General features: G+C 41.2%; 23 protein-coding genes. 15 read left to right on the top strand and 8 right to left on the bottom strand.

Translation table 11 applies throughout. From position 1 onward, the window contains the following. Positions 1-165 carry a hypothetical protein gene (locus LPTSP_RS19145; protein WP_167396449.1) on the bottom strand — a complete coding sequence of 55 codons (165 nt, stop codon included), beginning with the start codon at positions 163-165 and terminating at the stop codon, positions 1-3. A 125-nt stretch (positions 166-290) separates the two neighbouring features. Between LPTSP_RS19145 and LPTSP_RS16265 the strand changes: the two genes are divergently transcribed. From LPTSP_RS16265 to LPTSP_RS16245, 5 genes are all read left to right on the top strand, one after another. Then, positions 291-734 (top strand): MarR family winged helix-turn-helix transcriptional regulator, encoded by a 444-nt coding sequence (locus tag LPTSP_RS16265; RefSeq protein ID WP_245915604.1) that lies wholly within the window; start codon positions 291-293, stop codon positions 732-734. A 178-nt stretch (positions 735-912) separates the two neighbouring features. Next, positions 913-1,653 carry an SDR family NAD(P)-dependent oxidoreductase gene (locus tag LPTSP_RS16260; RefSeq protein ID WP_108929698.1) on the top strand — a complete coding sequence of 247 codons (741 nt, stop codon included), beginning with the start codon at positions 913-915 and terminating at the stop codon, positions 1,651-1,653. Positions 1,654-1,661: 8 nt separating this feature from the next. After that, positions 1,662-2,381, top strand: a complete 720-nt coding sequence (locus tag LPTSP_RS16255; protein WP_108929697.1) for an MIP/aquaporin family protein — start codon at positions 1,662-1,664, stop codon at positions 2,379-2,381. Between the two features lie 34 nt (positions 2,382-2,415). Continuing rightward, positions 2,416-3,372: a glycerophosphodiester phosphodiesterase gene (locus LPTSP_RS16250; RefSeq protein ID WP_108929696.1), complete on the top strand. Its 957-nt coding sequence runs from the start codon at positions 2,416-2,418 to the stop codon at positions 3,370-3,372. Positions 3,373-3,405: 33 nt separating this feature from the next. Next, entirely contained in the window at positions 3,406-5,445 is a 2,040-nt protein-coding gene (locus LPTSP_RS16245; protein WP_108929695.1) for a PP2C family protein-serine/threonine phosphatase, read from the top strand. Here LPTSP_RS16245 and LPTSP_RS16240 read toward each other — a convergent pair whose 3' ends face one another. Further along, entirely contained in the window at positions 5,446-5,907 is a 462-nt protein-coding gene (locus LPTSP_RS16240) for a GNAT family N-acetyltransferase (RefSeq protein ID WP_108929694.1), read from the bottom strand. Positions 5,908-6,032: 125 nt separating this feature from the next. Between LPTSP_RS16240 and LPTSP_RS16235 the strand changes: the two genes are divergently transcribed. After that, a complete protein-coding gene (locus LPTSP_RS16235; RefSeq protein ID WP_108929693.1) occupies positions 6,033-7,274 on the top strand; it encodes a TCR/Tet family MFS transporter in 1,242 nt (413 codons plus the stop codon). 1 nt (position 7,275) lies between these two features. Here the strand turns inward: LPTSP_RS16235 and LPTSP_RS16230 are convergent, their stop codons facing one another. After that, on the bottom strand, positions 7,276-7,923 hold the full coding sequence (locus tag LPTSP_RS16230) for a hypothetical protein (RefSeq protein WP_108929692.1): 648 nt from the start codon (positions 7,921-7,923) through the stop codon (positions 7,276-7,278). Between the two features lie 112 nt (positions 7,924-8,035). On the opposite strand from LPTSP_RS16230, the gene LPTSP_RS16225 reads away from it, so the two are divergent. The 6 genes from LPTSP_RS16225 (at position 8,036) to LPTSP_RS16200 (ending at position 15,035) form a co-directional block, all read left to right on the top strand. After that, positions 8,036-9,037, top strand: coding sequence for a hypothetical protein (locus tag LPTSP_RS16225; RefSeq protein ID WP_108929691.1), 1,002 nt, complete (start codon positions 8,036-8,038; stop codon positions 9,035-9,037). Between the two features lie 334 nt (positions 9,038-9,371). Continuing rightward, positions 9,372-10,664: an imelysin family protein gene (locus LPTSP_RS16220; protein WP_108929690.1), complete on the top strand. Its 1,293-nt coding sequence runs from the start codon at positions 9,372-9,374 to the stop codon at positions 10,662-10,664. A 67-nt stretch (positions 10,665-10,731) separates the two neighbouring features. Continuing rightward, positions 10,732-12,309 carry a di-heme oxidoreductase family protein gene (locus LPTSP_RS16215; RefSeq protein WP_108929958.1) on the top strand — a complete coding sequence of 526 codons (1,578 nt, stop codon included), beginning with the start codon at positions 10,732-10,734 and terminating at the stop codon, positions 12,307-12,309. A gap of 11 nt (positions 12,310-12,320) precedes the next feature. Next, positions 12,321-13,577, top strand: coding sequence for an imelysin family protein (locus LPTSP_RS16210; protein WP_108929689.1), 1,257 nt, complete (start codon positions 12,321-12,323; stop codon positions 13,575-13,577). A gap of 125 nt (positions 13,578-13,702) precedes the next feature. Next, complete coding sequence (locus LPTSP_RS16205; RefSeq protein ID WP_108929688.1) at positions 13,703-14,119, top strand: MAPEG family protein; 417 nt, start codon at positions 13,703-13,705, stop codon at positions 14,117-14,119. A 196-nt stretch (positions 14,120-14,315) separates the two neighbouring features. After that, positions 14,316-15,035 carry a phosphate signaling complex PhoU family protein gene (locus LPTSP_RS16200; RefSeq protein WP_108929687.1) on the top strand — a complete coding sequence of 240 codons (720 nt, stop codon included), beginning with the start codon at positions 14,316-14,318 and terminating at the stop codon, positions 15,033-15,035. A 21-nt stretch (positions 15,036-15,056) separates the two neighbouring features. On the opposite strand, the gene LPTSP_RS16195 is transcribed toward LPTSP_RS16200, so the two are convergent. From LPTSP_RS16195 to LPTSP_RS16185, 3 genes are read right to left on the bottom strand one after another with little or no spacing between them, the layout of a single operon-like run. Beyond that, complete coding sequence (locus tag LPTSP_RS16195) at positions 15,057-15,998, bottom strand: DUF1554 domain-containing protein (RefSeq protein ID WP_108929686.1); 942 nt, start codon at positions 15,996-15,998, stop codon at positions 15,057-15,059. A gap of 6 nt (positions 15,999-16,004) precedes the next feature. Next, entirely contained in the window at positions 16,005-16,715 is a 711-nt protein-coding gene (locus LPTSP_RS16190; RefSeq protein ID WP_108929685.1) for a hypothetical protein, read from the bottom strand. Further along, on the bottom strand, positions 16,712-17,410 hold the full coding sequence (locus LPTSP_RS16185) for an alpha/beta hydrolase (RefSeq protein WP_167396448.1): 699 nt from the start codon (positions 17,408-17,410) through the stop codon (positions 16,712-16,714). The genes LPTSP_RS16190 and LPTSP_RS16185 overlap by 4 nt, the downstream gene beginning before the upstream one ends. 157 nt (positions 17,411-17,567) lie before the next feature. Here LPTSP_RS16185 and LPTSP_RS16180 point away from each other — a divergent pair, with 157 nt between their 5' ends. Next, entirely contained in the window at positions 17,568-18,341 is a 774-nt protein-coding gene (locus tag LPTSP_RS16180; RefSeq protein ID WP_108929683.1) for a LamG domain-containing protein, read from the top strand. 37 nt (positions 18,342-18,378) lie between these two features. Here the strand turns inward: LPTSP_RS16180 and LPTSP_RS16175 are convergent, their stop codons facing one another. Beyond that, a complete protein-coding gene (locus LPTSP_RS16175) occupies positions 18,379-19,542 on the bottom strand; it encodes a YheT family hydrolase (RefSeq protein WP_108929682.1) in 1,164 nt (387 codons plus the stop codon). A 178-nt stretch (positions 19,543-19,720) separates the two neighbouring features. Continuing rightward, on the bottom strand, positions 19,721-20,095 hold the full coding sequence (locus LPTSP_RS16170; RefSeq protein ID WP_108929681.1) for a TIGR04452 family lipoprotein: 375 nt from the start codon (positions 20,093-20,095) through the stop codon (positions 19,721-19,723). A 900-nt stretch (positions 20,096-20,995) separates the two neighbouring features. On the opposite strand from LPTSP_RS16170, the gene LPTSP_RS19290 reads away from it, so the two are divergent. Together LPTSP_RS19290 and LPTSP_RS16165 are read left to right on the top strand one after the other, a co-directional pair. Further along, complete coding sequence (locus LPTSP_RS19290) at positions 20,996-21,172, top strand: hypothetical protein (RefSeq protein WP_245915602.1); 177 nt, start codon at positions 20,996-20,998, stop codon at positions 21,170-21,172. A gap of 8 nt (positions 21,173-21,180) precedes the next feature. Then, entirely contained in the window at positions 21,181-22,164 is a 984-nt protein-coding gene (locus tag LPTSP_RS16165) for an acyltransferase family protein (RefSeq protein ID WP_245915601.1), read from the top strand. The last annotated feature ends 73 nt before the right edge of the window (positions 22,165-22,237 follow it).

Raw genomic sequence — 22,237 nt, 5'->3', positions numbered from 1 at the left:
TTATCCTCCGAATGCGGCTTTGATCACCGTGAAGGCAGATACCAAGGAATATGCCATCATTGTAAAAGAAACGGAAAGAGAGATCATCCCGACCCCGAGTCCAATCGGAGATCCCCAAGAATACCAAGGGTAATCCGGAATTTCGTTCTTGCTATTTTCTGCCATATTTGTTCTCCTTAGATCGAATTAACTCGATGATTAATTATCTTGATTATCGAGATACTTGACGGTCTAAATAATTGCAAGACAAAAAAATCCCAAAAACGAAGCCCGAATTGATGGAATCCATTATGAACGATTCCAAAAACCTGAGCACCGTATCTATTTTATTCCACCAAACCATCGCAGATCGGCTTGGGCTCCATATCACTGATCACAAATGTGTGGATTTTCTATTTACACAAGGTCCCCAAACCGCCGGAGAGATCTCTAAAACGATGGGACTCAGCACTGGTGCCGTAACTTCTCTCATTGATCGCTTGGAGAAGAAGGGACTCGTAGAACGTAAGAATGATCCGAACGACAGGAGAAAGGTGAGAATTTTTCTGACCCAGGATTTGGCTGCCATGCAAAAAATCGGAAGCCTATTCGAAAGCTTAGCTAAATCCGTTTGGGAACAACTCTCCGGTTATACTGCGGAAGAACTAAAGGTCATTTTGGATTTTACGCGTAAATCGATCAGGATCATGGAAGAAGAAAGAGAAAAACTTCTACGGAACCGACCGGACGTATAAGAGTCTGTCCCAGGCTCCTGAAGCCGCATGGCGTGTACTATAACATCTTTTAGAAGGATTCTACAAAATCGTATTTTTTTTAAGCTTGCTCAACTAATCGATCTGGCAGAACAATTCTGCGAAAACTTTTAGAGCTAGGAATTTTCGAGCTTTTGGGAATTTTTTAGGGGAGGAAAGGATGAAAGCACTAGTCACAGGAGCCAGCGAAGGTATCGGAAGAGAATTTGCCAAACAACTTGCAGCGAAAGGGTATAAGATCACAGCAGTTGCAAGAAACGAAGTAAGACTCAAACAGCTAATGGACGAACTCGGAAAAGGTCATAAAATTATCGTCGCCGACTTATCCGATCCGAAATCAACGGCAAAAGTCCAAAAAGAATTAGAAGAAAACCATTATGATTTATTAATAAACAACGCGGGGTTCGGCGTTTACGGACCTTTTCATAAGGCGGACTTGCCTAGATTGCAAGCGATGACCCGTCTTAATATTGATTCCCTTGTTTCTTTGTCCTATTCTTTCCTAAAAAATTCCCAGTCTGGGGATTCTTTGATGAACATATCTTCCACCCTAGGTCTTGTTCCTATGCCTTCTTCCGGTGTATATTCTGCTACTAAGGCATTCGTAACTTCTTTCAGCGAGTCCTTATGGTACGAGCAGAAAAAAAGAGGCGTCTACGTTATGGGTCTTTGCCCGGGAGTGACGGTTTCTAACTTTTTCGAAAGAGCAGGAGGAGATCCAAAAGATTTTCCTAATGCGATCGCTCAATCCGCGGAAACTCTGGTAGAATACGCTTTGGCAGCTTTGAAAAAAAGAAGCTCCCCTACTGTGGTTTCCGGACTCCCGAATAAGGTTTTAGTAAAAGTTTCTAAGCTGATCGGAAGAAAGGCAACAGTTAGATTAATGGGAAAAATGAGGTAATATATAAAATGACGTCCCCTTTCTTTGGAGAATTTTTAGGCACATTTGTGCTCATACTTTTAGGAGACGGAGTAGTAGCCGGGGTTTTATTAGAAAAATCTAAAGCAAAAGATTCCGGCTGGATCGTGATCACTGCAGCCTGGGCATTCGCGGTTATTTTAGGGGTTTTTACGGCAAAAGCATTCGGAAGTGCGGATGCACATTTAAATCCAGCAGTTACCGTAGCGTTTGCAGTACAATCCGGAGAATATTCCAAAATCCCAATATACCTTCCTGCACAATTTCTGGGGGCATTCTTGGGAGCGGTGGCAGTATATCTGCATTATCTCCCTCACTGGAAAGAGACCAAGGACTCGGGAAAAATTTTAGCCGTATTTTCCACAGATCCTGCAATCTCAAATCCACCCTCTAACTTTTTCAGCGAGTTCTTAGGAACATTCTTATTAATTATAGGAATTCATTCCATCTTCTCAGCTCAGATCGCGGACGTAACCACACCGATCGGAGTGGGGTATGTTGGGGTTTTAGTCTGGGTGATCGGGTTATCAATGGGAGGGACCACGGGTTATGCGATCAATCCTGCGAGAGACTTAGGTCCTAGATTAGCACATTATATTCTCCCTATCCCACACAAAGGAAACTCAGGATGGAAATATGCATGGCTCCCTATTCTTGCTCCCTTAGCCGGCGGGACATTTGCAGGAATGTTTTTGAAAACTATATTATAATTCTAAAATTCTTAGCAGGGTCGGATCAACAGTTATGAAATCATTCCATATCAAACAAATATTCTTAATCTTCTTTTTAATCTACGCGTCCTGCGGAGGAGAGCAGATCCGAAACAAACCTATTGAAGGTAATTTAGATCTACAAGGCCATAGAGGAGCTAGAGGTTTAAAACCGGAAAACACATGGCCTGCATTCGAAGAGGCACTTTCCCAAGGAATGACCACGATCGAGTTGGACACAGTTCTGACCAAAGATCAGAAAATCATAATACACCATGATTCAGAATCTAACCCCGCGATTTGTACTAAAAAGGATGGATCCGAGATCATTTCTAAATCCATCTACGAACTGACTCTTGCGGAATTGAAAGAACTGGATTGTGGAACCAAAAAAAATCCTAAATTCCCGGAGCAAATTTCAGTCCCAGGAACGGAACTTTTGACCATCCAAGAATTTTTCGAGAAAGTACAAACCTGGGAAAGAACAGGAAAAAGAAAAATTATCCCTAAATTTAATATAGAGACAAAATTTCCGAACGACTCAGAGTCCCAAGTCTCGAATGAAATTTTAGAAACACATGTAAACCTTCTGATCAAAGCGATCGAAACTGCAAAGGTTACGGATCGTGCTACGATCCAATCTTTTTATCTTCCTGCAATCTCATTAGTGAAGCAGAAAAATCCTAAGATCAAAACTTCTGCGTTATTCTCCCTCACCTATCCTCAAGGAGCAGCGATGAAATTCGGTCTTGGTGGGTATAGAAGAGAACTTGTTTTAAATCAAACCAAAGAGTTAAAAGCCGATATTATTTCTCCTTATTTCTTATACGTAACGGATGAATTCGTTTCTAAGGCCCATTCTTTAGGAATTAAAGTGATACCTTGGACCGTTAACGATACGGAAGAAATGGAAAGATTAATTAAAGCGGGCGTGGACGGAATTATTACGGACTATCCGGATCGATTGAATTCAGTTCTAAAAAAACATTAGACAGGTCTTGGGTTCTGCTTATCCTAACGGGAAGTGAAGCGCTCTCTTTTACTTCTTTCCTCTTTCTGGTTTTGTTTCTCTTTAGAAGCGGCACCGATCCAAGACGGAGTCTTACACATTTCCTCTCCGGATCTAGCAGAACATTCCGAACTGATCCCATTAACCGGGAATTGGCAATTCATCTACGGAGAGTTTGTTTCTCCTGAAAAAAGCTCTACGGCTAACTGGGATAATTTATCCGTTCCGAAATCTTGGCAGGATACTAAAAAAGGAGATCGAGTACTTCCGAGAGAAGGGGCAGCAAGTTTTCGTTTATCCATCATTTTCCCGGAAGAGGATCTTAAAAAAGAGATCGGGCTAATGATGCCCGACTTTGCGTCGGCTTACAAATTATATTATAATGGAGAATTAATATACTCCTCGGGCACTCCGAGCTTAGAACCTTCTTCCGAAATTCCTAAGATCAAATCGGCGTATCTGCCTTTAAGAATAGAGAAAACGAATTCTGAAATTTTGATCCAAGGTTCTAACTGGATCAATAATTTCGGCGGTTTCTGGCAGGTCCCAAAACTAGGAACCTTAGAAGCGATCTACAGAGAAAAGCTGATTACACAATCCAGAGAGTCCTTTTTGTTTGGTGGACTTCTGCTCATCGGACTTTATCATACCGGTCTTTTTCTTTTTAGAAGAAAGGAAAGATCCGCATTCTATTTTGCATTATTTACGTTTTTATTAACTTTAAGAGTGGCATTGATCGGCAATCGGTTGGTTCTGGAAATTTTTCCGGACTTTCCTTGGGAATCCGTTTTTAGATTAGAGTTCTTCTCCTTCTATACCGCTGTTCCGATCTTTTTAATGTTTCATCGTTCCTTATTCCCGGAGGATACATTCTCTTGGGTTCCTGCAGCAGCTTGGGTTTTAGCGATCGTTTACAATATCACTCTATTATTTCCGATCGGATTTTTCACTAAGATCGTTGGTCCTTTTCAGATCGTAACCGGTATCGGCCTGCTTTACGTTTTGTTTACCGTATGCTTAGCAGTTTGGAAAAAAAGAGAAGATTCGCTATTATTTCTCACAGGATTTTTTGCATTCGGAATTACGGTAGGGATAGATCTACTTTGGGACAAATTGAATCTAAGAGGAATCAATCTTTCTCCTTATGGACTTCTAATTTTTACACTTTCCCAGTCCTTGGTACTTTCCAGAAGGATCGCAAGAGCATTCCGAAAATCTGAAATACTCAGTGAAAATTTAAGGATCACAAACAGCGCGTTAAATATTCTAAAAGATAATTTAGAAGTTCTGGTTCGAGAAAAAACTTCCGAATTGAATCATTCCTTGGAAATGATACGAAAAGACTTACTCGTTGCCCAAAGAATCCAGAAAAAACTTTTTCCGGAAAATGTAGAGGCTTATAAAGAACTAAAATATGCGGTAAAGTATCTTCCGAGAGACGAGGTAGGTGGAGACTTTTACGATATTTTCGAGATTTCCCCCGGAGTATATCGGATCTTCCTCGCAGATGCGACAGGGCATGGCGTCCAGGCTGCGTTAGTCACTATGGCAATCAAAGCGGAATACGAAGGAATCAAATTCGGAGCAAAGGACCCCGGATTCTGTCTGGATCTTTTAGATGATAAGTTTCAAAGGAAATTTTCCTCTTTAGGGACCATTTTCTCTTCTATCATCGTAGATATTTATGCAAGAGAAAACAGATTAGTTTATGCATCCGCGGGACATCCGGATCAGATCTTGGTACATTCTTCTAATCTTATGAATTTAAGAAGGACAGGTGCTATTATTGGTCTGAAAAACAAAAAAAGTTATGAGAACCAAGAGATGGATTTTTCAAACGGAGATAGGATGTTCCTTTTTTCGGATGGAGTATTCGAACAATTCAATTCAAAAAGAGAAGCCTGGGGAGAATCTAGGCTCAGGAATCGGATCTCCGAACTTTCGGAAGAACCTATCGAAAATATTCCTGATATGGTGATCAAAGATCTGGATCTATGGCTCGAATATTCCCAACCACAAGATGATATCAGTCTAATCGCGATCGAAAGAGTTTAACTAGATCAACTTTTCGTAACACCAAGCGGTTTCGTCGGAAGCCCATTTTCCGAAGGAATCGATACGTGCATATCCATGTTTTTCATAAAAACGTAATGCTTCCGGCTGAGGCGCGCCTGCCCTCAATCGAATCGATTTAAATCCGTTTTGTTTTGCGAAAGATTCCAATCCGTTAATAAGTTCGGAAGCAAGCCCTGTTCCTCTAAATTCAGGATCCACATACATCACATCTAATTCTGCAATCGAATCGTTCCAAGGAGTGATCGCAATACTTCCGATCGGTCGATTGCCGATTTCTGCAACCCAAAATGCATATTTAGGACCCTTGAAGTATTCTCCCTTCATTGGATTGGGAGCTTGGAAACCGTACCTGATTTGTATTTCCTTCCATAATGCATCCATCATTAAAATCGCTGAATTTGTTTCCGGATCTTGGAGTTTGATCTGTATTTTGGGATCCATTTTATTTCCAATTCTATAGTGATGTTTCGGATTCTGATTTACGAAATATTTTTACTATAGGCTTATAGTTGTCGTTTCGAATTCCGAAAGGATTTTCTCGTATACAAAACCTGAAAATAAAAAATATGACAGTCCAAAAAAAGTCCGCACTTCAATTTTTACTTTTTACATTACTCATCGATTTTATCGGCTTCGGGATCATCATCCCTGTGGTTCCCAATCTTTTAAAAGATATGTTGCAGGGGAACTTGAGTACCGCTGCGGTCTATGGAGGACTTCTATCCTTTACATATGCGATCACGCAATTTTTCTGCGCACCTATCATTGGAGGTTTAAGCGATAGATTCGGAAGAAGACCGGTCCTATTAGCCTCCTTGTTCGGACTAGGTATCGACTATGCTTTCTTAGCATTGGCTCCGAATGTGTTTTGGTTGTTTATCGGAAGGATCATCGCTGGGATCACAGGAGCAAGTTATGGAGTCGCCGGTGCGATTATCGCGGATATAAGCCCTCCTGAAAAAAGATCCCAAAACTTAGGATTGGTAGGAATGGCATTTGGGATGGGATTTATTATAGGCCCGATTATCGGAGGTTTGTTCTCCGAGTTCGGTCCGAGAGCTCCATTCTGGGTAGCTTCTTCTCTTTCGCTATTGAACTGGGTATACGGATATTTTGTTTTGCCTGAAACCCTTTTGCAAGAGAATAGAAGAAAATTCAATTGGGTTATGGCAAATCCATTCGGTTCAGTCGTAGGACTTGTTCGTTATCCCGGGCCTTTAAGCGGTTTAGTACTTTCTTTATTTCTAATATTCGTTGCGAACCATTGTATGGAAACCAGTTGGTCCTATTTTACGATGAATAAATTCAAATGGACCGCCACAAAGATTGGATTCTCTCTAGCAGTAGTGGGTGCATCACTCGCAGTTGTGCAAGGAGGACTACTTAGGATCATCATTCCTAAACTAGGACAAAAAAATTCCGCATACCTAGGGATTTTTGCGAGAGTGATCATGAGCGTACTATTTGCATTTGCCTGGGAAGAATGGATGCTGTATGCGTTACTTGTGCCTTTCTCCTTTTGTTTTATCGCAACTCCTGCAATCCAAGGTTATATTTCCAATCATGTTTCTCCTACTCAACAAGGAGAGTTCCAAGGAATTATGGGAAGTATGATGAGCCTAAGTTCTATCTTAGGCCCGCTACTTATGAGTTTTGTTTTTTCTTATTTTACAAGAGAAGGTATGCAGCCTTATTTTCCGGGTGCACCATTTGTAGTAAGTTCCTTTCTTGCGATCCTTAGTTTACTGATCGCAATCATTTCTTTCAGAAAAGAAAAACTCAGAGTGGGAGAAAAAATCGGAGAATGATCTATTCTTCGTCTTCTTCTAAGCCTAAATAGAACAAGGCCCAAAGAGTATCGAATAAGATCTGCATTAACAGCGCGAACCTTTCTTCCCTATCTTCTACGGTTTTAAAATCTTCGATCAAGAAGGTCACGAAAGGTTCTAAGATCCTTCTCTCTTCGAGATCAGGGATAGAATTCAAACTTTTGATGGAAAATTCTTTTTCGACAGGAACATTATGAAAATTTAAACGACTGTTCAGAACAAGAACTGCTATTTCCAGAAGTTCCGCATCTGACATTGTTTTTACGCCCGCATCATTCAATCCGGAAAGTAAGCCTGAAATCGCCTCGTCGGTGATTTCCTCACTTCTGTCCTCGTCTTCGTCGCTATATGCTTCTGAAATTGCGATAAGAACTGCAGTAGCTTGGTCCCAAAAAGAAGATAATACCTCGTCCAAACGAGCCTCATCCTCTTCGGTTAATTCCCTTTTGAACCCCGAGTCCAGATCATCATAATAAGGTTCCGGATCTTCGGTCTCGCAAGCTGCTGAAACGAATGTACGAATGGCGATCCAGAATGGGGACTTTTGGTGGCCTATGCGAAGAATTTCCTCTGCAAATTTGGCGACGGTGGCCCTCCATTCGGAAGGGGAATAGGAAGGAATCTCCATATTCAAATATTCCTTTTTCTCTTTAAACTCGTCGACACTATAACTCTTTTCGTATTATTTTTTAAGAATAATTTTAGGTTGCCCCTTCTTGGAAAGGATCGAATATTTCCTCATGAGTATTGACGAAGATTATGATTTCCCCAGATTTCGTTCCGATTCTAATGCAGGTCATTATGAGAGTTGGTTCGTAAGAGGAAATCATCCGGTCCGTCCTCTTGCAATTTGGATCCGATATACTATTTTTTCTCCAAAACATTCTCCTCAAAATTCAATAGGAGAATTATGGGCGATCTATTTCGACGGGGAGAATGGAAAACATTATGTTTCCAAATCGGAATATCCTATCTCAGAATGCGAATTTTCAGGAGATCCGTTCTTAGTCCGCATTGGTTCTTCCGTTCAAGATCATAAAGGACTTAAGGGAAAATCAGGAAACAAACAAGGTTCTACAAATATAGAATGGGACCTAAACTTCTCCGGAGGAGATAAACCTCTTTTTCTTTTTCCTAAAGATCTGTATTCAGGAGGTTTCCCCAAGGCAAAGGTCCTGGTCGGAAAACCTTCCCTACTACTTAATGGATTTGTAAAATTAGAAAATGCTAAAATAGAATTAAAGGATTGGAGAGGTAGCCAAAATCACAACTGGGGCTCCAAACATACCGACCAATATGCTTGGGGACAAGTAGCAGGTTTTGACGGAGAAGAAGGTTCTTTTCTGGAATTAGCCACTGCAAAGATCAAGATCGGTCCTCTCTGGACTCCCGCAATCACTCCGATCGTTCTGCGCTTGCATGGACAAGAATACGCACTGAACGGTTTATTCTCTTCTTTCGGAAGAGCGAGCTATCAATACTTCGATTGGAAATTTCAAGCTTCTTCTCCTGAAATAAAAATAGAAGGAAGAATTCACGCAGATAAAAAAGACTTCGCCTGCCTACGTTATGCGAATCCTCCAGGTGGTTGGAAATATTGCCTGAACAGCAAAATAGCAAGGGCAGAAGTTTTGGTCCAAAGAAAAGGAGAAACTTCTCCCCTTCGCTTACGATCTGCCAGAAGTGCAGCATTTGAAATACTTACTGAAGATCCTTCTCACAGTTTATTGACTGAAGTTTAAGAATCTTTTGCTTCTGTCCTTTTTCGGATTGACCAGGTTCCCTTTCTTGAAAATTTTGAGAGTCAGCCTCAGTTTCTTTTAATCCAAAGGAGCTACTCCTAGGATAAACCGAAGCAAAACGGGATTTTAGACAAAAATTTCCCGAGGTGGCCTGAGATGGAATGTTGAATTAGGTAAAATCCTTCTTGACTTTTCTTGAGACTTATTCTCACTTGCAAAATCAAGCCGGTCCCTGTCCCAGGTGCCGGAGGGAGTCATCCCCACAGTTCATCTCTGGCCCCGGCCGGATATTTTTCCGGACCGGGGATTTTTCCCAAATTTTAAGGAGATTTCCATGCGGAACATCCACACGAAAATATTTTCTATTCTGTTCAGTATGACCCTGTTCAGTTCCCTGATTTCTTGTGCGGGCCCAGGCAGTGATAATTCAGCCGCAGCAGCACTTTTAGGTTTGGATATTCCCGCCAGCGCAACTAAGCCTCAATTTTTAAATCGATATGCTGCACTTGCTTTCGAATCCTATACCCAAGCGGAATTGGACGCTTCAAACTTATCAGCAGCAGTTGATACTTTTGATTCTAACACGAACCCAAGTGCTTCTGATCTTACCAACCTTAGAAATCTTTGGGTAAAAGCTCGTGCAAGTTATTTGATCACTGAAGGTTTCCGTTTTAGCAATGGTCCTATTGATAATGATACAGTACTACAGTGTGATGGAACAGAATGTGAAGGTCTTTTGAATGCTTGGCCTCTCGATGAAGATGCGGTAGATAATTATATCGCAAACGGAGGCAATAGTGTTACCAGCTTCGCTTCGATCTTGGCTAAGATTGGAGATACTTCCTTAGGCGGAGAAGCAGATCCTCAAGCGGATAAGATCGTAATGACCGGATATCATCCAATCGAATATTTACTCTGGGGAAAAGACACTAGCAATACTACAGCAGGCGTTAGGCCAGCCAGTGACTTTGCTGATGCAACTACTAACGGTGCAAGACGCAGACATTATCTAAAAACAATCACCAATAGATTAGCTGTTCACTTAGGTTTGATCAAAGACCAATGGGATCCTGCTCAAACAGGAAACTTTAGGGAGACCTTCTTAGATTCTGCGAATGTAAACACTTCCGTCGGGAATATTTTCCAAGGATTAGGTTCCTTCATGGCAGGAGAATGGGGTGGAGAACGTCTCACTGGCGTGATCGGTGAAACCCAAGAAGAGGAGCACTCTTGTTTCAGCGATACTACTAAAGCGGATTTCTACTATGATGCACAGGGTGTATTGAATATCTGGACCGGAAATTACAGCATCCAAAAAGGTGTAAACATTAGCTCAGGGCCAGGACTTTCCGCTCTATTAAGCTTTAAACAACAAGGCGCAATCCAATCAGAGATCGAAAGTTCCAGAAATCTTTTCTGTATCAATCTTTCCGACACTGAATCCGCGGATCCAAACTTTACCAGCAGTTGTGCTTCCGGAAGTTTAACTCATAGATTCGACCAAGCAATTTCTTCTGCCGATAGCCAACACGGAATATTGGTAAATGTTCAAAGATTGATCGGCTCTACACTGAATAGGGATTTTGTTGCGGCTGCCGCAGCTATAGGATTTTCAGTAGCTCCATAATGAAAAGTCATTAGAAATATGTAATACAGGTTCGGTCCCTGTGAAAACTTCCGAAAAATATAAAAATATGAACTGTGATAAAAATTTAAATATCGGTTCCGGAACCGCAAATCCGGAACCGAACCCATCTCGGAGACGTTGGACCAGAACGATCCCGATCTTAGTATGTATTCTTCTTAACTTTTTGTACTGCGGCGGAAAAGAAGGAACAGATCCCCTCGGAATCGCTGCAATCATCGCAAGTCAAACAGGCATAGCGCCGGATCCGGGAGAGGCTTTTTCTGGTGGATACGGCACCCGATTTATTTCCAATCCAACTTCTTTCGATACTCCTGTAGTAAACATGAGTTCTGATGGAATTCAATTCAATACCGGAAATAACTTTTTCAATAGAGCTTGGGTGGCAGAAGGTAACAGCGCCTCCGCCGGTTTAGGACCGACTTTTAATACGAGTTCTTGCCAGAATTGCCATGCAGGAGATGGAAGAGGAGCTCCTCCCGATAGCGGAACTTTATTTAATTCTGTTGGGATTTTGATACGGCTTTCAAAGGTAGGAGTTTCCGATCCGACTACAGGTGGACCTGTAGGTTTGGATTCTTTCGGACTACAATTGAATCATAAAGGGATAGGTTGTGTTACACCACTCGCTTATGATTCCAATTTTGATTGTACAGGCTCCACCGGCCCGAACTTCACCCCACCTGAAGGTAACGCATCAGTATCTTATACAGGTGCAACTGTCGTAAGAAATTACACATCAGGCGGAACAGTAACCCTAAACACTCCAGTGTATTCTTTCAGCTGGAATGTGAATTTCGGAGGAGCACCTTCTTCCTTTAACTTTTCTCCCAGAACTGCTCCTATGATCCCTGGTTTAGGTCTATTAGAAGCTATTCCTGAATCAACTATCCTAGGCTGGGCGGATCCAACCGATTCGGACTCGGATGGAGTATCAGGAAAAGTGAATATGGTTTGGGACGCCAAAAATCATAAGAAGGTTTTGGGACGTTTCGGTTGGAAGGCGAACGAGCCAAGTTTATTCCAACAGAACCAAGGAGCTTTTTTAGGAGATATCGGGATCACAAGTCCTTTATTCTCAACTGATAATTGTCCAAGCACTCAAACCCAATGTTTGGCGGCGGCTTCCGGAACCGCAGATCCAGAGATTACTGCATCCATTGCTGAGTCGGTGAATTTTTACACCAAGTTGGTCGCTGTTCCTGCGAGAAGAAATTTATCCGATCCGGATGTAATCGACGGAAAGGTATTATTCTCTTCTATCAAATGTGATGCATGCCATAAACCTCTGGTCCTCACGGGAAATGTTCCAGGTCTTCCGGAACTTTCTTACCAATACATCAAACCTTATACGGATCTACTCTTGCATGATATGGGTCCTGAACTTGCCGACGGAAGGCCGGATTTTGATGCGGACGGACAAGAATGGAGAACCCCTCCACTTTGGGGACTTGGTTTGATACAAGAAGTAAACGGACATTTAAAACTCATGCATGACGGAAGAGCCAATGGAATAGAAGAAGCGATCCTTTGGCATGGAGGAGAGGCCGACACCGCAAGGACGGGTTTCCAAAATTTATCTTTAACGGACAGGCAAAAGCTGATCAAATTTTTGGAATCTTTGTAGGAGAAACGACGATGAGATCCATATTATCTAATTCTTTATTTAGAAAAACATTATACTTTATTTTGGTATCTTCCCTTGTTTCCTGCGGAGGTGGAGGCAAAGATCCTTTGCTCTTATTGGCGGCCGGCCCGGGAAGTTCAGCATTTTTAGAACATACCGGTAAATTCGTGATCATTCCAAGTTTGGAACAATTGACTACGGATACTGCAGCATTAGAAGCAGCGGCAGTTACTTATACTACTTCCGGAAACACGAATGTGACGAATCTTGCAGCCCTGCAAGCTGCTTGGGACCAAGTGAGAGTTTCCTTAAAGAAAGTGGAGCCCTACTATTTCGGACCGGCTACAAATCCAACTGAGTATTACACTAAGATGGATGGATTTATCAAATCCGGAGCGAGACCAAGTAGCAACTTGGTGAATCAGATCCTAACAAGCTCCGTAACCGTTTGTACAGCGACGAATACAACACTTAACAAAACAAATCTTTCGGCTTGCCCTCCCAAATACAAAGGAATTGAGTCTCTGGAAATCCTGCTTTTCGATTCCGATTTAAGCAGAACAACAATAGATTCAAACGCCAGTATTAATACCTCAAATCAAGGGAATGCAAGAAGAACCGATTATATTCTGGCACTCGCCCAGGTGATCAATCAGGATGCATTAGATTTATATAATAAATGGCTTCCTACAGGTGGCAACTTCCTAAATGAATATACCACCGGAACTGGGATCCAATTCCGTTCCCAAGGAGAGGCTTTCGATACTTATATCCAATCTCTTGGAAATTTAGTGAACCAGATCCAGGATAATAAATTAGGAAACGCCGCTTGTTTAAGTGTTTCTTGTTCCGGAGCAGGAAAAAGACAAGAGCCGGATCCTGTCTTCTTGGAAGCGATCTACTCTAGAGTAGCTTATAAGGATCTAAGAGATAATTTATTAGGGATCGAATTCGCATATTTAGGAGATCCTGCAGATCCAAAAATCAGTTCAATGTCCAAATTAGTCAGAGCCCAGAATTCATCCTTGGATGACGATATACAAGCTGAGATCACAAACTTTAAAAATATGATCGATGCTAAGATCAGCGGCAGCGCGGATCTGTATGCTGAGATCGACGCAGATGGTACCACAATGAACGGGACAAGCGTTACTACGAACGTAAAACCGATCTGGGATCAGGCAAAGATCTTAAAGAATCTGATGACGATCGACGCGTTCTCGGTCTTAGGAGTTCCAAATCTTCCTTCTTCCAACGACGGAGACTGATCCTTTTATAAAATGCTAATATATATTGTTTGAGATAAAAACGATATATATTAGCGTTCCGATCTTTTTTCAATCTACCAAATTTGTCTTGCCAAACATAGTCGTTAGACTTTCTCTATCGGACTATGTTTAGTTCTCTATTTCCATTAATCGCTTTTACCGCCTGGACCATTCTGCTCGTACTCATAGTAGTATCTTTTCGAACAGTTCAGGTATTGGCAGGCACTAAAAAGTCCAACGAGTTCCCTGCTTGGATACAACACGGTTCTGATCTGTATTGGAGGATCCATCGAGCTCACTTGAACTGCGTGGAAGGGCTTCCCGTTTTCGGAGTTTTAGTTTTGACTTTTATACTTTCAGGATATCAAAACGACACTTTTGATCTGCTCGCTTGGATCGTATTTGGAGCAAGAATCCTGCAAACAGGAGCTCATTTAAGTGGAGGAGGAGTTTGGAACGTGAACGTAAGATTTACTGGATTTATAATCCAATATATTTGTTTCACTGCAATGTTAGTGATATTAGTGCGTTCTATTCTTTAATCTTCAAACAACCGGGCAATTGCCCTAGCTGAGCGCGACAGCGATGTGTAGACCTTTAGTCCGGGCCTTGCCCGGATGAGCGCGAATGCGCGAAGTCGAAGCAGCGCGGTTCCCGCGAAGCGGGAAGTCGCCAATCTAACCAATTTTAAAAACATCTTGACCGTTGTGTACATTCGAGGTTAACCTTCGGAGATACATGGCTTCCAAGTTCGATTATCTCCGTAAAAATCTATACGCAATGGCGGAGCTTTGTTTGGAACAAATCCTGATCTTGGACGACGCAATTGAACAGGAAAATCCGGACCTTGCCAAACAAGTGATCGAAAGAGACGATCTGATCGATAGTTTGGAAAAACAAAACGATAACCTCTCCCAAAACGCAATCTTAGAAGCGGTCGCAAACCGTAACCTTCTCGGGATGGACCAAATTGATGGAGAAGTTGTGCTTAAAAGAGATCCGTTGCGATTTGCACTTTCTTCTATTCGTATCAACAGAAGTTTAGAAAGAATGGGTGACCAGATCGTAAACTGCGCCACTTGCTACAGAAGAGGACTTCTTCCCAAAGGATTTTTCAGACAGGAAGAAATTTTAGATAAAATGCTCTCCAGAGTAGTCACTCTTGTGGGAATGGCTGTAGAATCCTTAGTCGAAGAAAAAAACAGATTCTACGGTTCAGTTCATACTGTGGAAGAAGAACTGAACAATCTATGTCATGCTGCCTTCTTGAAATTCGTATTGGATCCAAGATTGGATAAAAACCAATTTGCCGATCTTTACAGGATAATTTTAGGAATAGAAAGAGCGGGAGACTATGCAGTAAATATCGCAGAAGAATTAGTGCGATTGAACACAGGCATGGACATTCGCCATCTTTCCGATCCGGTCCAGGTCACTGAAAAAACAAAAGCTTCCTGATCTTATATTCGAAAAATATAATTATTGCTGAACGCAGACCAGAGACTTTGTTACATTACAAAAGTCCGGAGTTCCTGTAGAAATTCCTCCAGTACTTGCATCCAGAGAGTTTGCGAAATTCCCTTGGTCCGAAGCGGAACTCGAAGTCCAGCCTTGGCATGTATTTGCAGTAGACCAATCCGTTTGTAAACCGGTCCAGTATCCTGCCGCAGTTGCGCTAATCCCACTTCCAGAACCGAAGCCGAATAATGCATTCGCGTCTGTAGAGAACGCTTTTACAAATGTCCCGCCGGCAAAATCTATATATTCTTTGTTTGATTTCAAGACCCAATCTATCTTAGAAGGCATAGCCCTTCTCCAGGTTCCTGCCACCGCAAAAGTTTTGTAGGTACCGGAAGGGAGCCCGCTGGAAAATAAAGTATTCGCCTCATTTTGACAAACAAAATCCGCAAATCCGCCGGATCCGAAATTTCCAGCATACGAAACGGCGGTAGCAAACAAAAATTTATCATTATCTTTTTGTAATATTGGATAAGGGATTGTTTCGGAATCTGGAGTAAGAATAGAAATGACTACGGAATTATCTGTGGAATCCGAATCGTCGGACATACCTGTTATAGTCAAAGTCTGAGGAATATTATAATCCGAAGGAGTAAAAGTCATCATTGCAGGTGAAATAGAAGCGATTGCAGGATTGCTTGTGGAAAAATTATAAACCACGGAAGAAGAATCCGGTTCATGGACTAAAGAGACGGACAAGAGTAAACTTCCACCTTCCGGAAGCGTATTTCCGCCTGTAATAATAATCTCCTTGTCACATCCGCTAATCAGACAGTTGATAATCGCATTTTCATAATATTCTTTCGTGCTTGGATCTCCGGAATTCTCGGATTTGATCGCACAGCCTATCTGAAAAGCCGAAAAGCAGATCGCAAAGAATAAAGAAATCCACCGGATACACATAAGAGCTCAAACCGGATCCTTAGAATGAGAAGATCCTGCTCCGTTCGTTTCGTAACCTTCTCTCTGATCTAAATAACTTTCTAACTCTTCTTTCAGACCGTGAGGAAGTTGTAAGCCTGAACTTTCTATCCTTTCGTTATACTTGCTGAAAGAAAATCTGTGGCGGGAAGTACCAAGGTAAACGCTCAAAGCTTCAGAGCCCCATTCTAAAATATCCCGGATATATTCCTCGTTCTCTTCCAACTTTTCTGCATACGGAATGAAAAGAGGTCTGTTCACAGGACGACCAATAGTTCTGTAAAATAAAAGTCTCCGGAGGACTTCGTGATCCTTCCAGTTTCCGGCCTCGAGAGCTCTCTCCACCATTCTAAGATTGATACAGTCTAAAAACTCTATTTTTAAATTTTCATTCTTCAATCTTCTGCGAAGGCTGGCCTTGATTTCTTCGGATTCATATAAAAAATTGGGGCAATATTCAGGACATTCTTGGTCCTTATGTAAATCACAATAATGTAATAGAATACAATCGATATCGGAAGAAGGTTCTACGATCCCAAAATTGATCGAACCTAAAATTTCCACGCCTGTGCGAAAGCCTTTGTCCTCCAATTCTTTTAAGGCGATGCGGCAAGCCTGCATTCTCCTCAAAGCTTCTTTGGTATCGTAGTTGCGGTATTTGTTTTTGAGGGCTACGTATTTTTCTATTAGATAGGTCATTCGAACAATTCTCGCAAATAGCGGTTCATACCGTTTAATACTATCTCCGGGATTTCATGTCCACCCGGAAATGCCAGCAACTCACCTATCCAGCCAGCCTCTTTTAAAACGGTTTCCAATCTTTTTGCGGCAGGATAACCAAGCACAGGGTCCATTCTACCATGACTTTGAAAAAATTTATAGCCCGGAGTTTGTTTCGCATACTGGGTCCAATTAGTCTCATCTAGTAAAGTTCCAGACAGAATGACAAGACCTTTGGGTTTTTTCTCCGCTTTAAGAGTAATCTCAGTCGCAAGCATTGATCCTTGAGAGAAACCTCCCAATATAATCCGATCCATTGGAACGTTTAAGGTCTGAATCATCTCTTCTATCTTTTGTTTTGCCTCGGCCAAACCTGCAGGATAACGTTCAAAAAGTTCCCTAGAACCTCCTGCAACCATTGCTCTTTGTAAGGCCTCCATATCGATCGGGAACCAAGCCTTACCGTTATAACCCGGCATAATCGGAACTTCTAAAATCCCATCCGGAAAAATGAAATTCGTTCCTTCTGGAACGTCCATATAAGAATATAAAGGAAGAAGATCGAATGCGTTCGCACCGTATCCATGCAGAAAAATGACATAGGCACCTTGAGGATCGCCTTGGATGCAAGCTGCTTTGACGGGCCCTATTTGGACGAGTGGGATATCATACATGGTTTCCTTGTAAGCAATGAGTTCTAATTTGGCAATACCATATTTTAAGCTTTGGTCTGGATTGTTCTTTAGAAATAAAATTTAAACGATATTCTCTGAATATTACTTTCAAAAGAAAAAGCTCCCAGCCGAGAATGTTATTCGAATTGAATACAATATGCGAAAGCTCATATACCTAGTTCTGATCTCATATCTTTCCCTAAATTGTGGAACCTATCTTCTTCTGCAAAATCAAGAACCTGATGACCAATCGGCATTTCAAAATTTCGTAAAGCTCACATTACTCGATTCTTCCGTCGGACTAGTCCATTATTGGCCCTTGGATGGAGATACTCGCGATATAATCGGCGGATTGGATCTAACTGCGGTAAACGGGACTCCAAGTTTGACGGCGGATCGATTCGGATTTCCTGGAAAAGCATATTACTATGATGGAACTGGAGGCCATCACCAATCAGCAGCCCAGGGGCCCTTGTTTATGGACGGGACCGTTTCTTCGTATACTGTTAGCGCTTGGGTAAAGGGAAAATTTCCTCCGGGAAATAACGGAAGTGAATTTATCTTCGTAAGCCAGGGAGCCGGACTAGGTCTTCAATTATACGCGTTCGCACCTGGTTCTTGTAGTGGCAGACTCAGGGCATTCACGAACAATGGAGGTTCGGGAGATGTGGACGTCGGCACTACTTGCGGTCAGTATCCGGAAGATATATGGTATCATATGGTCTACACTTGGGACATTCAAACATTAACCGCTTCTTTATATGTGAATAATGTTTTGGCTTCTTCCGGAACTTTCGGATCGAATCGACCTTGGGCCACAAATAGCTTTTTCCAATTGGGCCAATCTGACCTTTCTTCTCAACTTTTTGTAGGGAGCGTAGACGAAGTTAGAGTCTATAATCGGGCGATCTTTCCGGTTTCGAGTTTATGAGTGGGAATACTCCCCCTCATAAAATACACAAAAGCAACTAACGCTTTTTCGCGGTCTTCTTTTTTGGCTTCTTTTTATTTTTAGGCAATTGGTCTTGGACAGCTTTAAAATATTCGCAGACAAGATGATCCGACCAAGATATCGCTTTCCATCCTTCATAATATGCAATATGGCTTCCTCTTTTTGTATAAACATGGATCGAATTAGGAAGGTTTTCTAACCAATGCAAATTTTCTAAAACGTTCTGGTTTACACAGATGGGATCATCCTTTGCATTCAAGATCATAATCGGAGTTCGGATATTTTTCATTACCAATGCAGGATTCGAATACCGGTAATATTCTTCCTTATCGTCAAAACCGGAGAGTCTGTGCAAACGATCCTGGAATTCACCCAAGGTTTTGGATTCCAGCACTTCCTGAAATCCTCTTACAGAAGATAAGGTTTCATAGTGACGTTTTAAAAAATAATTAATCAGTCTTTGCCCCATGATCTTACTATAAACCGGATGAACTCTATGAAATGCTTTCTCAATATCGTATGCGGGTGAAATTGCAACTGCAGCATCCAATAAACTTTTAGTCCCGGATTCTCCCAGGTATCGAGCAAGCAGCCCGGAACCGGCGGAGATCCCCACTCCAAACAAAGGACTCTTCGGAAATTTTTTCTTAATGTAGGAGAGCTGTTCTTTTAGATCCGAAGTGGACCCCATCGTGTTTATTTGCGGCTTAGAAAGAGGAAGATTCCCATGTCCTCTCCTAATACAAACCACGGATGCCCATTTCAACTGAGCCCTGATTGCTTTCACAATAGACTTAACATCTTGCTCGTCCCCACTGATTGTATGAAAGACAATCGCGATTGGATCGGAATCTGTTTTTTTCTTTTCTTTAATATTGGACCAGGCAAGTCCAGTGAAGCCACCGTCTTTCATTCTAAGATGTTCCAGCTTATCGTAATGAAAAAATTTGGAACGATGTTCTCTAAAAAGTAAGAGAGCCAGCATTAGATGATTATTAAAACACCAGAATGTAGGAAAATATTTCCTAGTTAAACGGGGACAATTTTCAATTATTCTCTTTACAAACTCGCCTTCACTGAACTGAAGAACAGGTTCCTCTACCACTTCCAAAAAATAATATAATAGAAATGTGAGAGTGAGAAATAAAACAAGATAAACAAAGGGGAAGAACGAGAGCATTCAATAATCCAAATGAAAATACTTTGGGAAAGAATGAATGTAGAAAGACTAGGGTCTATTACTTTATTATTTGTATGATATAGCCGGAAAAAAATCGTCCAACGATCTTTATTGAATCAACTCTATATCTCCGGGAATCGACCGCTTACGAACCCCGGAGCCGATGCCTTTTTTAGAATTAGATAATTTCCCCGTTTGCTTTTAAGCCGGTGCAATTCTCGCTCGTAGCAACGGTTTGGCTCGGGTCTAAAACTAAAAGCCCAATGACCTGAACGTCTTTCACACATTTGTCCACGTCGGTTTTCTTGTAATATTTACTATCATCGATTTTTAAGAACAAATCGGTCATAAATAGGTCAAGAGCAGTAATCATTGCAGCATTAGCAGGATCCGCAGATCCATAATATAATATATCAGAAGTCATCGCAGCAGCTTTGATTTGAGACCTAGCTTCGGAACCTTTTACACTATCCGACAGACCAAGTGAATCTGCTACCGCACAATTGGCGAAAGACAAAAGGGAAACCATCCCAACAAACAATAATTTTCTCATACATTTTTCCTCATCATAGAACGTTATGATATCGTTCTGAAAAATCGATATCTACAATGGATAACTTGCGGAGGAGGAATGACGGACAGTTGGTGGTTAGAAATTTTTTATTGGTGAGGGAAAATTGTTAAAATGGGAACGTTATTCGATATTAAAAATACCTCATTTGTGATATAGGGTGGCTCAAATGGGATATGGGGTTTGTGTAAGTTTCTTTGGTCTTCGTGTGCATGGGCGAACTTGCGCAAACCCGCCCAGCGAAGAACACCCGCCGCTTGTAGGAGTTCCTACAAAAACAGGGACTGGATTTTCTGCTTGAAAAATTAGATATTTATGATAAAGGATTTTTTTGAGTGCACTAAAATCCTCCAGAGGACTATCGCGCTTCTACTGCTCTTACGGGGTTCTCCTTTTTTGAAATTTGTTTGATCACAATCTCAATCGGCAAGGAGAGCCTTTCTTTTAATTAGTAAATGTGCAAAAGATTTAGGACGTTATCTGGAATTTATAACTCCAAAAGTTTCCATCATTGATTTAGTGCGTTATGAACCTTCTACGATCGCCTTAATGGAATCTCACGGTAAACCGCCGGGAGAAAACGATTACGTGTCAGACGCGGACAGTAGAATGGAAAATGAATTTAAACGATTGGGTTGGAAGCAGGTTTCGAAACAGGCGTTAGGAAAGATGGAGATCGTGACGCTGGGAAGGTAGGAGTCGTGTGCGAAGCTAAGGTACCCTGTTCATTCCTGCATCAACCAACTTGAAAGCAAAAATTTCCAAGTAAAGATAGATACTTCTTGGATTATTTTCCGTTTTATTTATGAACGATAAAAACCCTAAGAATGCCCACCTTCCTATTCGGGTTAATTGGGTTTGATACTAGAAAGTAAGAGATTCATGTTGAAATATCTATTCTCCAAAAATGAGTCCGAATTACCTGCATTAAACGGTTTAAGGGCCTTATCTATTTTTTTAGTAATACTTTTTCATATAGGAGTGATCTTCAAGACTGAAAATCCAATCCTGATCAATGTTTTTCAAAATCTGCGAGCAGGGGTTTATTCTTCATCCTAAGCGGATTCTTGATTTACGGAGGTCTTTTAAAAGAAAACGAAAACACTTCCAAGATAAACTTAAAAATTTTCTATGTGAAAAGAGTCTTAAGGATCATGCCCGCATACTATCTTTGCATCCTAATCAGCTATTTTCAGACTCAGGGATCATATAAATTTTTTGATAAAATATCTAACCCTAGTGCGGCTGATATCGCCAACCATGAAAGATTAGGAAGAGTTTTATCCAATTCCTGGGGAGATTTTTTTTATATCTCCAATTATTTTAGAGACAGGTTATTCGAATTCGGATGGTCCCTATCTATCGAAGAGCAGTTTTATTTAGTCATCCCTCCGCTCAGTCTCTTTCTATTGTTTAAAGTCACAGCAAACGCAAGGCGGAGCATCCTAGTAATTTTATTTATTCTTCCTCTGATTTTTCGGATCGTTTATTATTTCTGGGGAATCCATAGGCTTTCCATTGAAGTTCATACAGAAACTCGTTTTGATTTTTTGATTTTAGGAATGCTGATCGCGGAACTTACATATTGGAAACCTCAATTTTTCAAGAACAGTAATATAAAGACCGACCTTCTATTCAGTTTTTGTATAATTGTCTCCTTGTTCTTCGCGTTCCAGCAGAGAAGAAGTCAAGTGAATTTAATTTTCGTCTTTACCCTATTTCAATTGGGGTTTGGATCTTTGCTTATGGCTACTTTAATCGAAGGTAGCTTTTGGAATAAAATTTTCGGGCTTTTTATTTTTAGACCAATCGCTCGAGTTAGTTACACAATGTATCTATGGCACGGAGGCTTATCAGGTACGATATTATTTTTATTCTATGGTCAGAATAATCCAGAATTAAAAAATTTGGGGACTTTCCTGTTAATTGGATTATTCACTTCAGTTTCAGTATTCTTACTCTGTATTCCCATCTTTTATGTTATCGAAAGACCATTTTTGATTTTAAAAGATCTCCTTGTTCGTAGGATCAAAGTAAGTAGTGATCTATAAATTGTGGAACGACCTTGAAATAGATCAAATTTCCGAAATACTACAATTGCAATCGTACAACAAGCTAAGATTG

It is taken from the genome of Leptospira johnsonii, assembly GCF_003112675.1.
Taxonomy (GTDB): Bacteria; Spirochaetota; Leptospiria; order Leptospirales; family Leptospiraceae; genus Leptospira_B; species Leptospira_B johnsonii.
Note: the sequence above shows the minus strand (reverse complement) of the source record. Positions and strands in the feature narration are given on the sequence as shown.

Coding starts and splice junctions, on each gene's coding strand:
- LPTSP_RS16170 (WP_108929681.1), bottom strand. CDS start 20,095: ATGAGAAAATTATTGTTTGTTGGGATGGTTTCCCTTTTGTCTTTCGCC.
- LPTSP_RS16215 (WP_108929958.1), top strand. CDS start 10,732: ATGAACTGTGATAAAAATTTAAATATCGGTTCCGGAACCGCAAATCCG.
- LPTSP_RS16265 (WP_245915604.1), top strand. CDS start 291: ATGAACGATTCCAAAAACCTGAGCACCGTATCTATTTTATTCCACCAA.
- LPTSP_RS16200 (WP_108929687.1), top strand. CDS start 14,316: ATGGCTTCCAAGTTCGATTATCTCCGTAAAAATCTATACGCAATGGCG.
- LPTSP_RS16195 (WP_108929686.1), bottom strand. CDS start 15,998: ATGTGTATCCGGTGGATTTCTTTATTCTTTGCGATCTGCTTTTCGGCT.
- LPTSP_RS16230 (WP_108929692.1), bottom strand. CDS start 7,923: ATGGAGATTCCTTCCTATTCCCCTTCCGAATGGAGGGCCACCGTCGCC.
- LPTSP_RS16180 (WP_108929683.1), top strand. CDS start 17,568: ATGCGAAAGCTCATATACCTAGTTCTGATCTCATATCTTTCCCTAAAT.
- LPTSP_RS16260 (WP_108929698.1), top strand. CDS start 913: ATGAAAGCACTAGTCACAGGAGCCAGCGAAGGTATCGGAAGAGAATTT.
- LPTSP_RS16240 (WP_108929694.1), bottom strand. CDS start 5,907: ATGGATCCCAAAATACAGATCAAACTCCAAGATCCGGAAACAAATTCA.
- LPTSP_RS16175 (WP_108929682.1), bottom strand. CDS start 19,542: ATGCTCTCGTTCTTCCCCTTTGTTTATCTTGTTTTATTTCTCACTCTC.
- LPTSP_RS16250 (WP_108929696.1), top strand. CDS start 2,416: ATGAAATCATTCCATATCAAACAAATATTCTTAATCTTCTTTTTAATC.
- LPTSP_RS16255 (WP_108929697.1), top strand. CDS start 1,662: ATGACGTCCCCTTTCTTTGGAGAATTTTTAGGCACATTTGTGCTCATA.
- LPTSP_RS16185 (WP_167396448.1), bottom strand. CDS start 17,410: ATGTATGATATCCCACTCGTCCAAATAGGGCCCGTCAAAGCAGCTTGC.
- LPTSP_RS16210 (WP_108929689.1), top strand. CDS start 12,321: ATGAGATCCATATTATCTAATTCTTTATTTAGAAAAACATTATACTTT.
- LPTSP_RS19145 (WP_167396449.1), bottom strand. CDS start 165: ATGGCAGAAAATAGCAAGAACGAAATTCCGGATTACCCTTGGTATTCT.
- LPTSP_RS16220 (WP_108929690.1), top strand. CDS start 9,372: ATGCGGAACATCCACACGAAAATATTTTCTATTCTGTTCAGTATGACC.
- LPTSP_RS16235 (WP_108929693.1), top strand. CDS start 6,033: ATGACAGTCCAAAAAAAGTCCGCACTTCAATTTTTACTTTTTACATTA.
- LPTSP_RS16205 (WP_108929688.1), top strand. CDS start 13,703: ATGTTTAGTTCTCTATTTCCATTAATCGCTTTTACCGCCTGGACCATT.
- LPTSP_RS19290 (WP_245915602.1), top strand. CDS start 20,996: ATGTTGAAATATCTATTCTCCAAAAATGAGTCCGAATTACCTGCATTA.
- LPTSP_RS16225 (WP_108929691.1), top strand. CDS start 8,036: ATGAGTATTGACGAAGATTATGATTTCCCCAGATTTCGTTCCGATTCT.
- LPTSP_RS16190 (WP_108929685.1), bottom strand. CDS start 16,715: ATGACCTATCTAATAGAAAAATACGTAGCCCTCAAAAACAAATACCGC.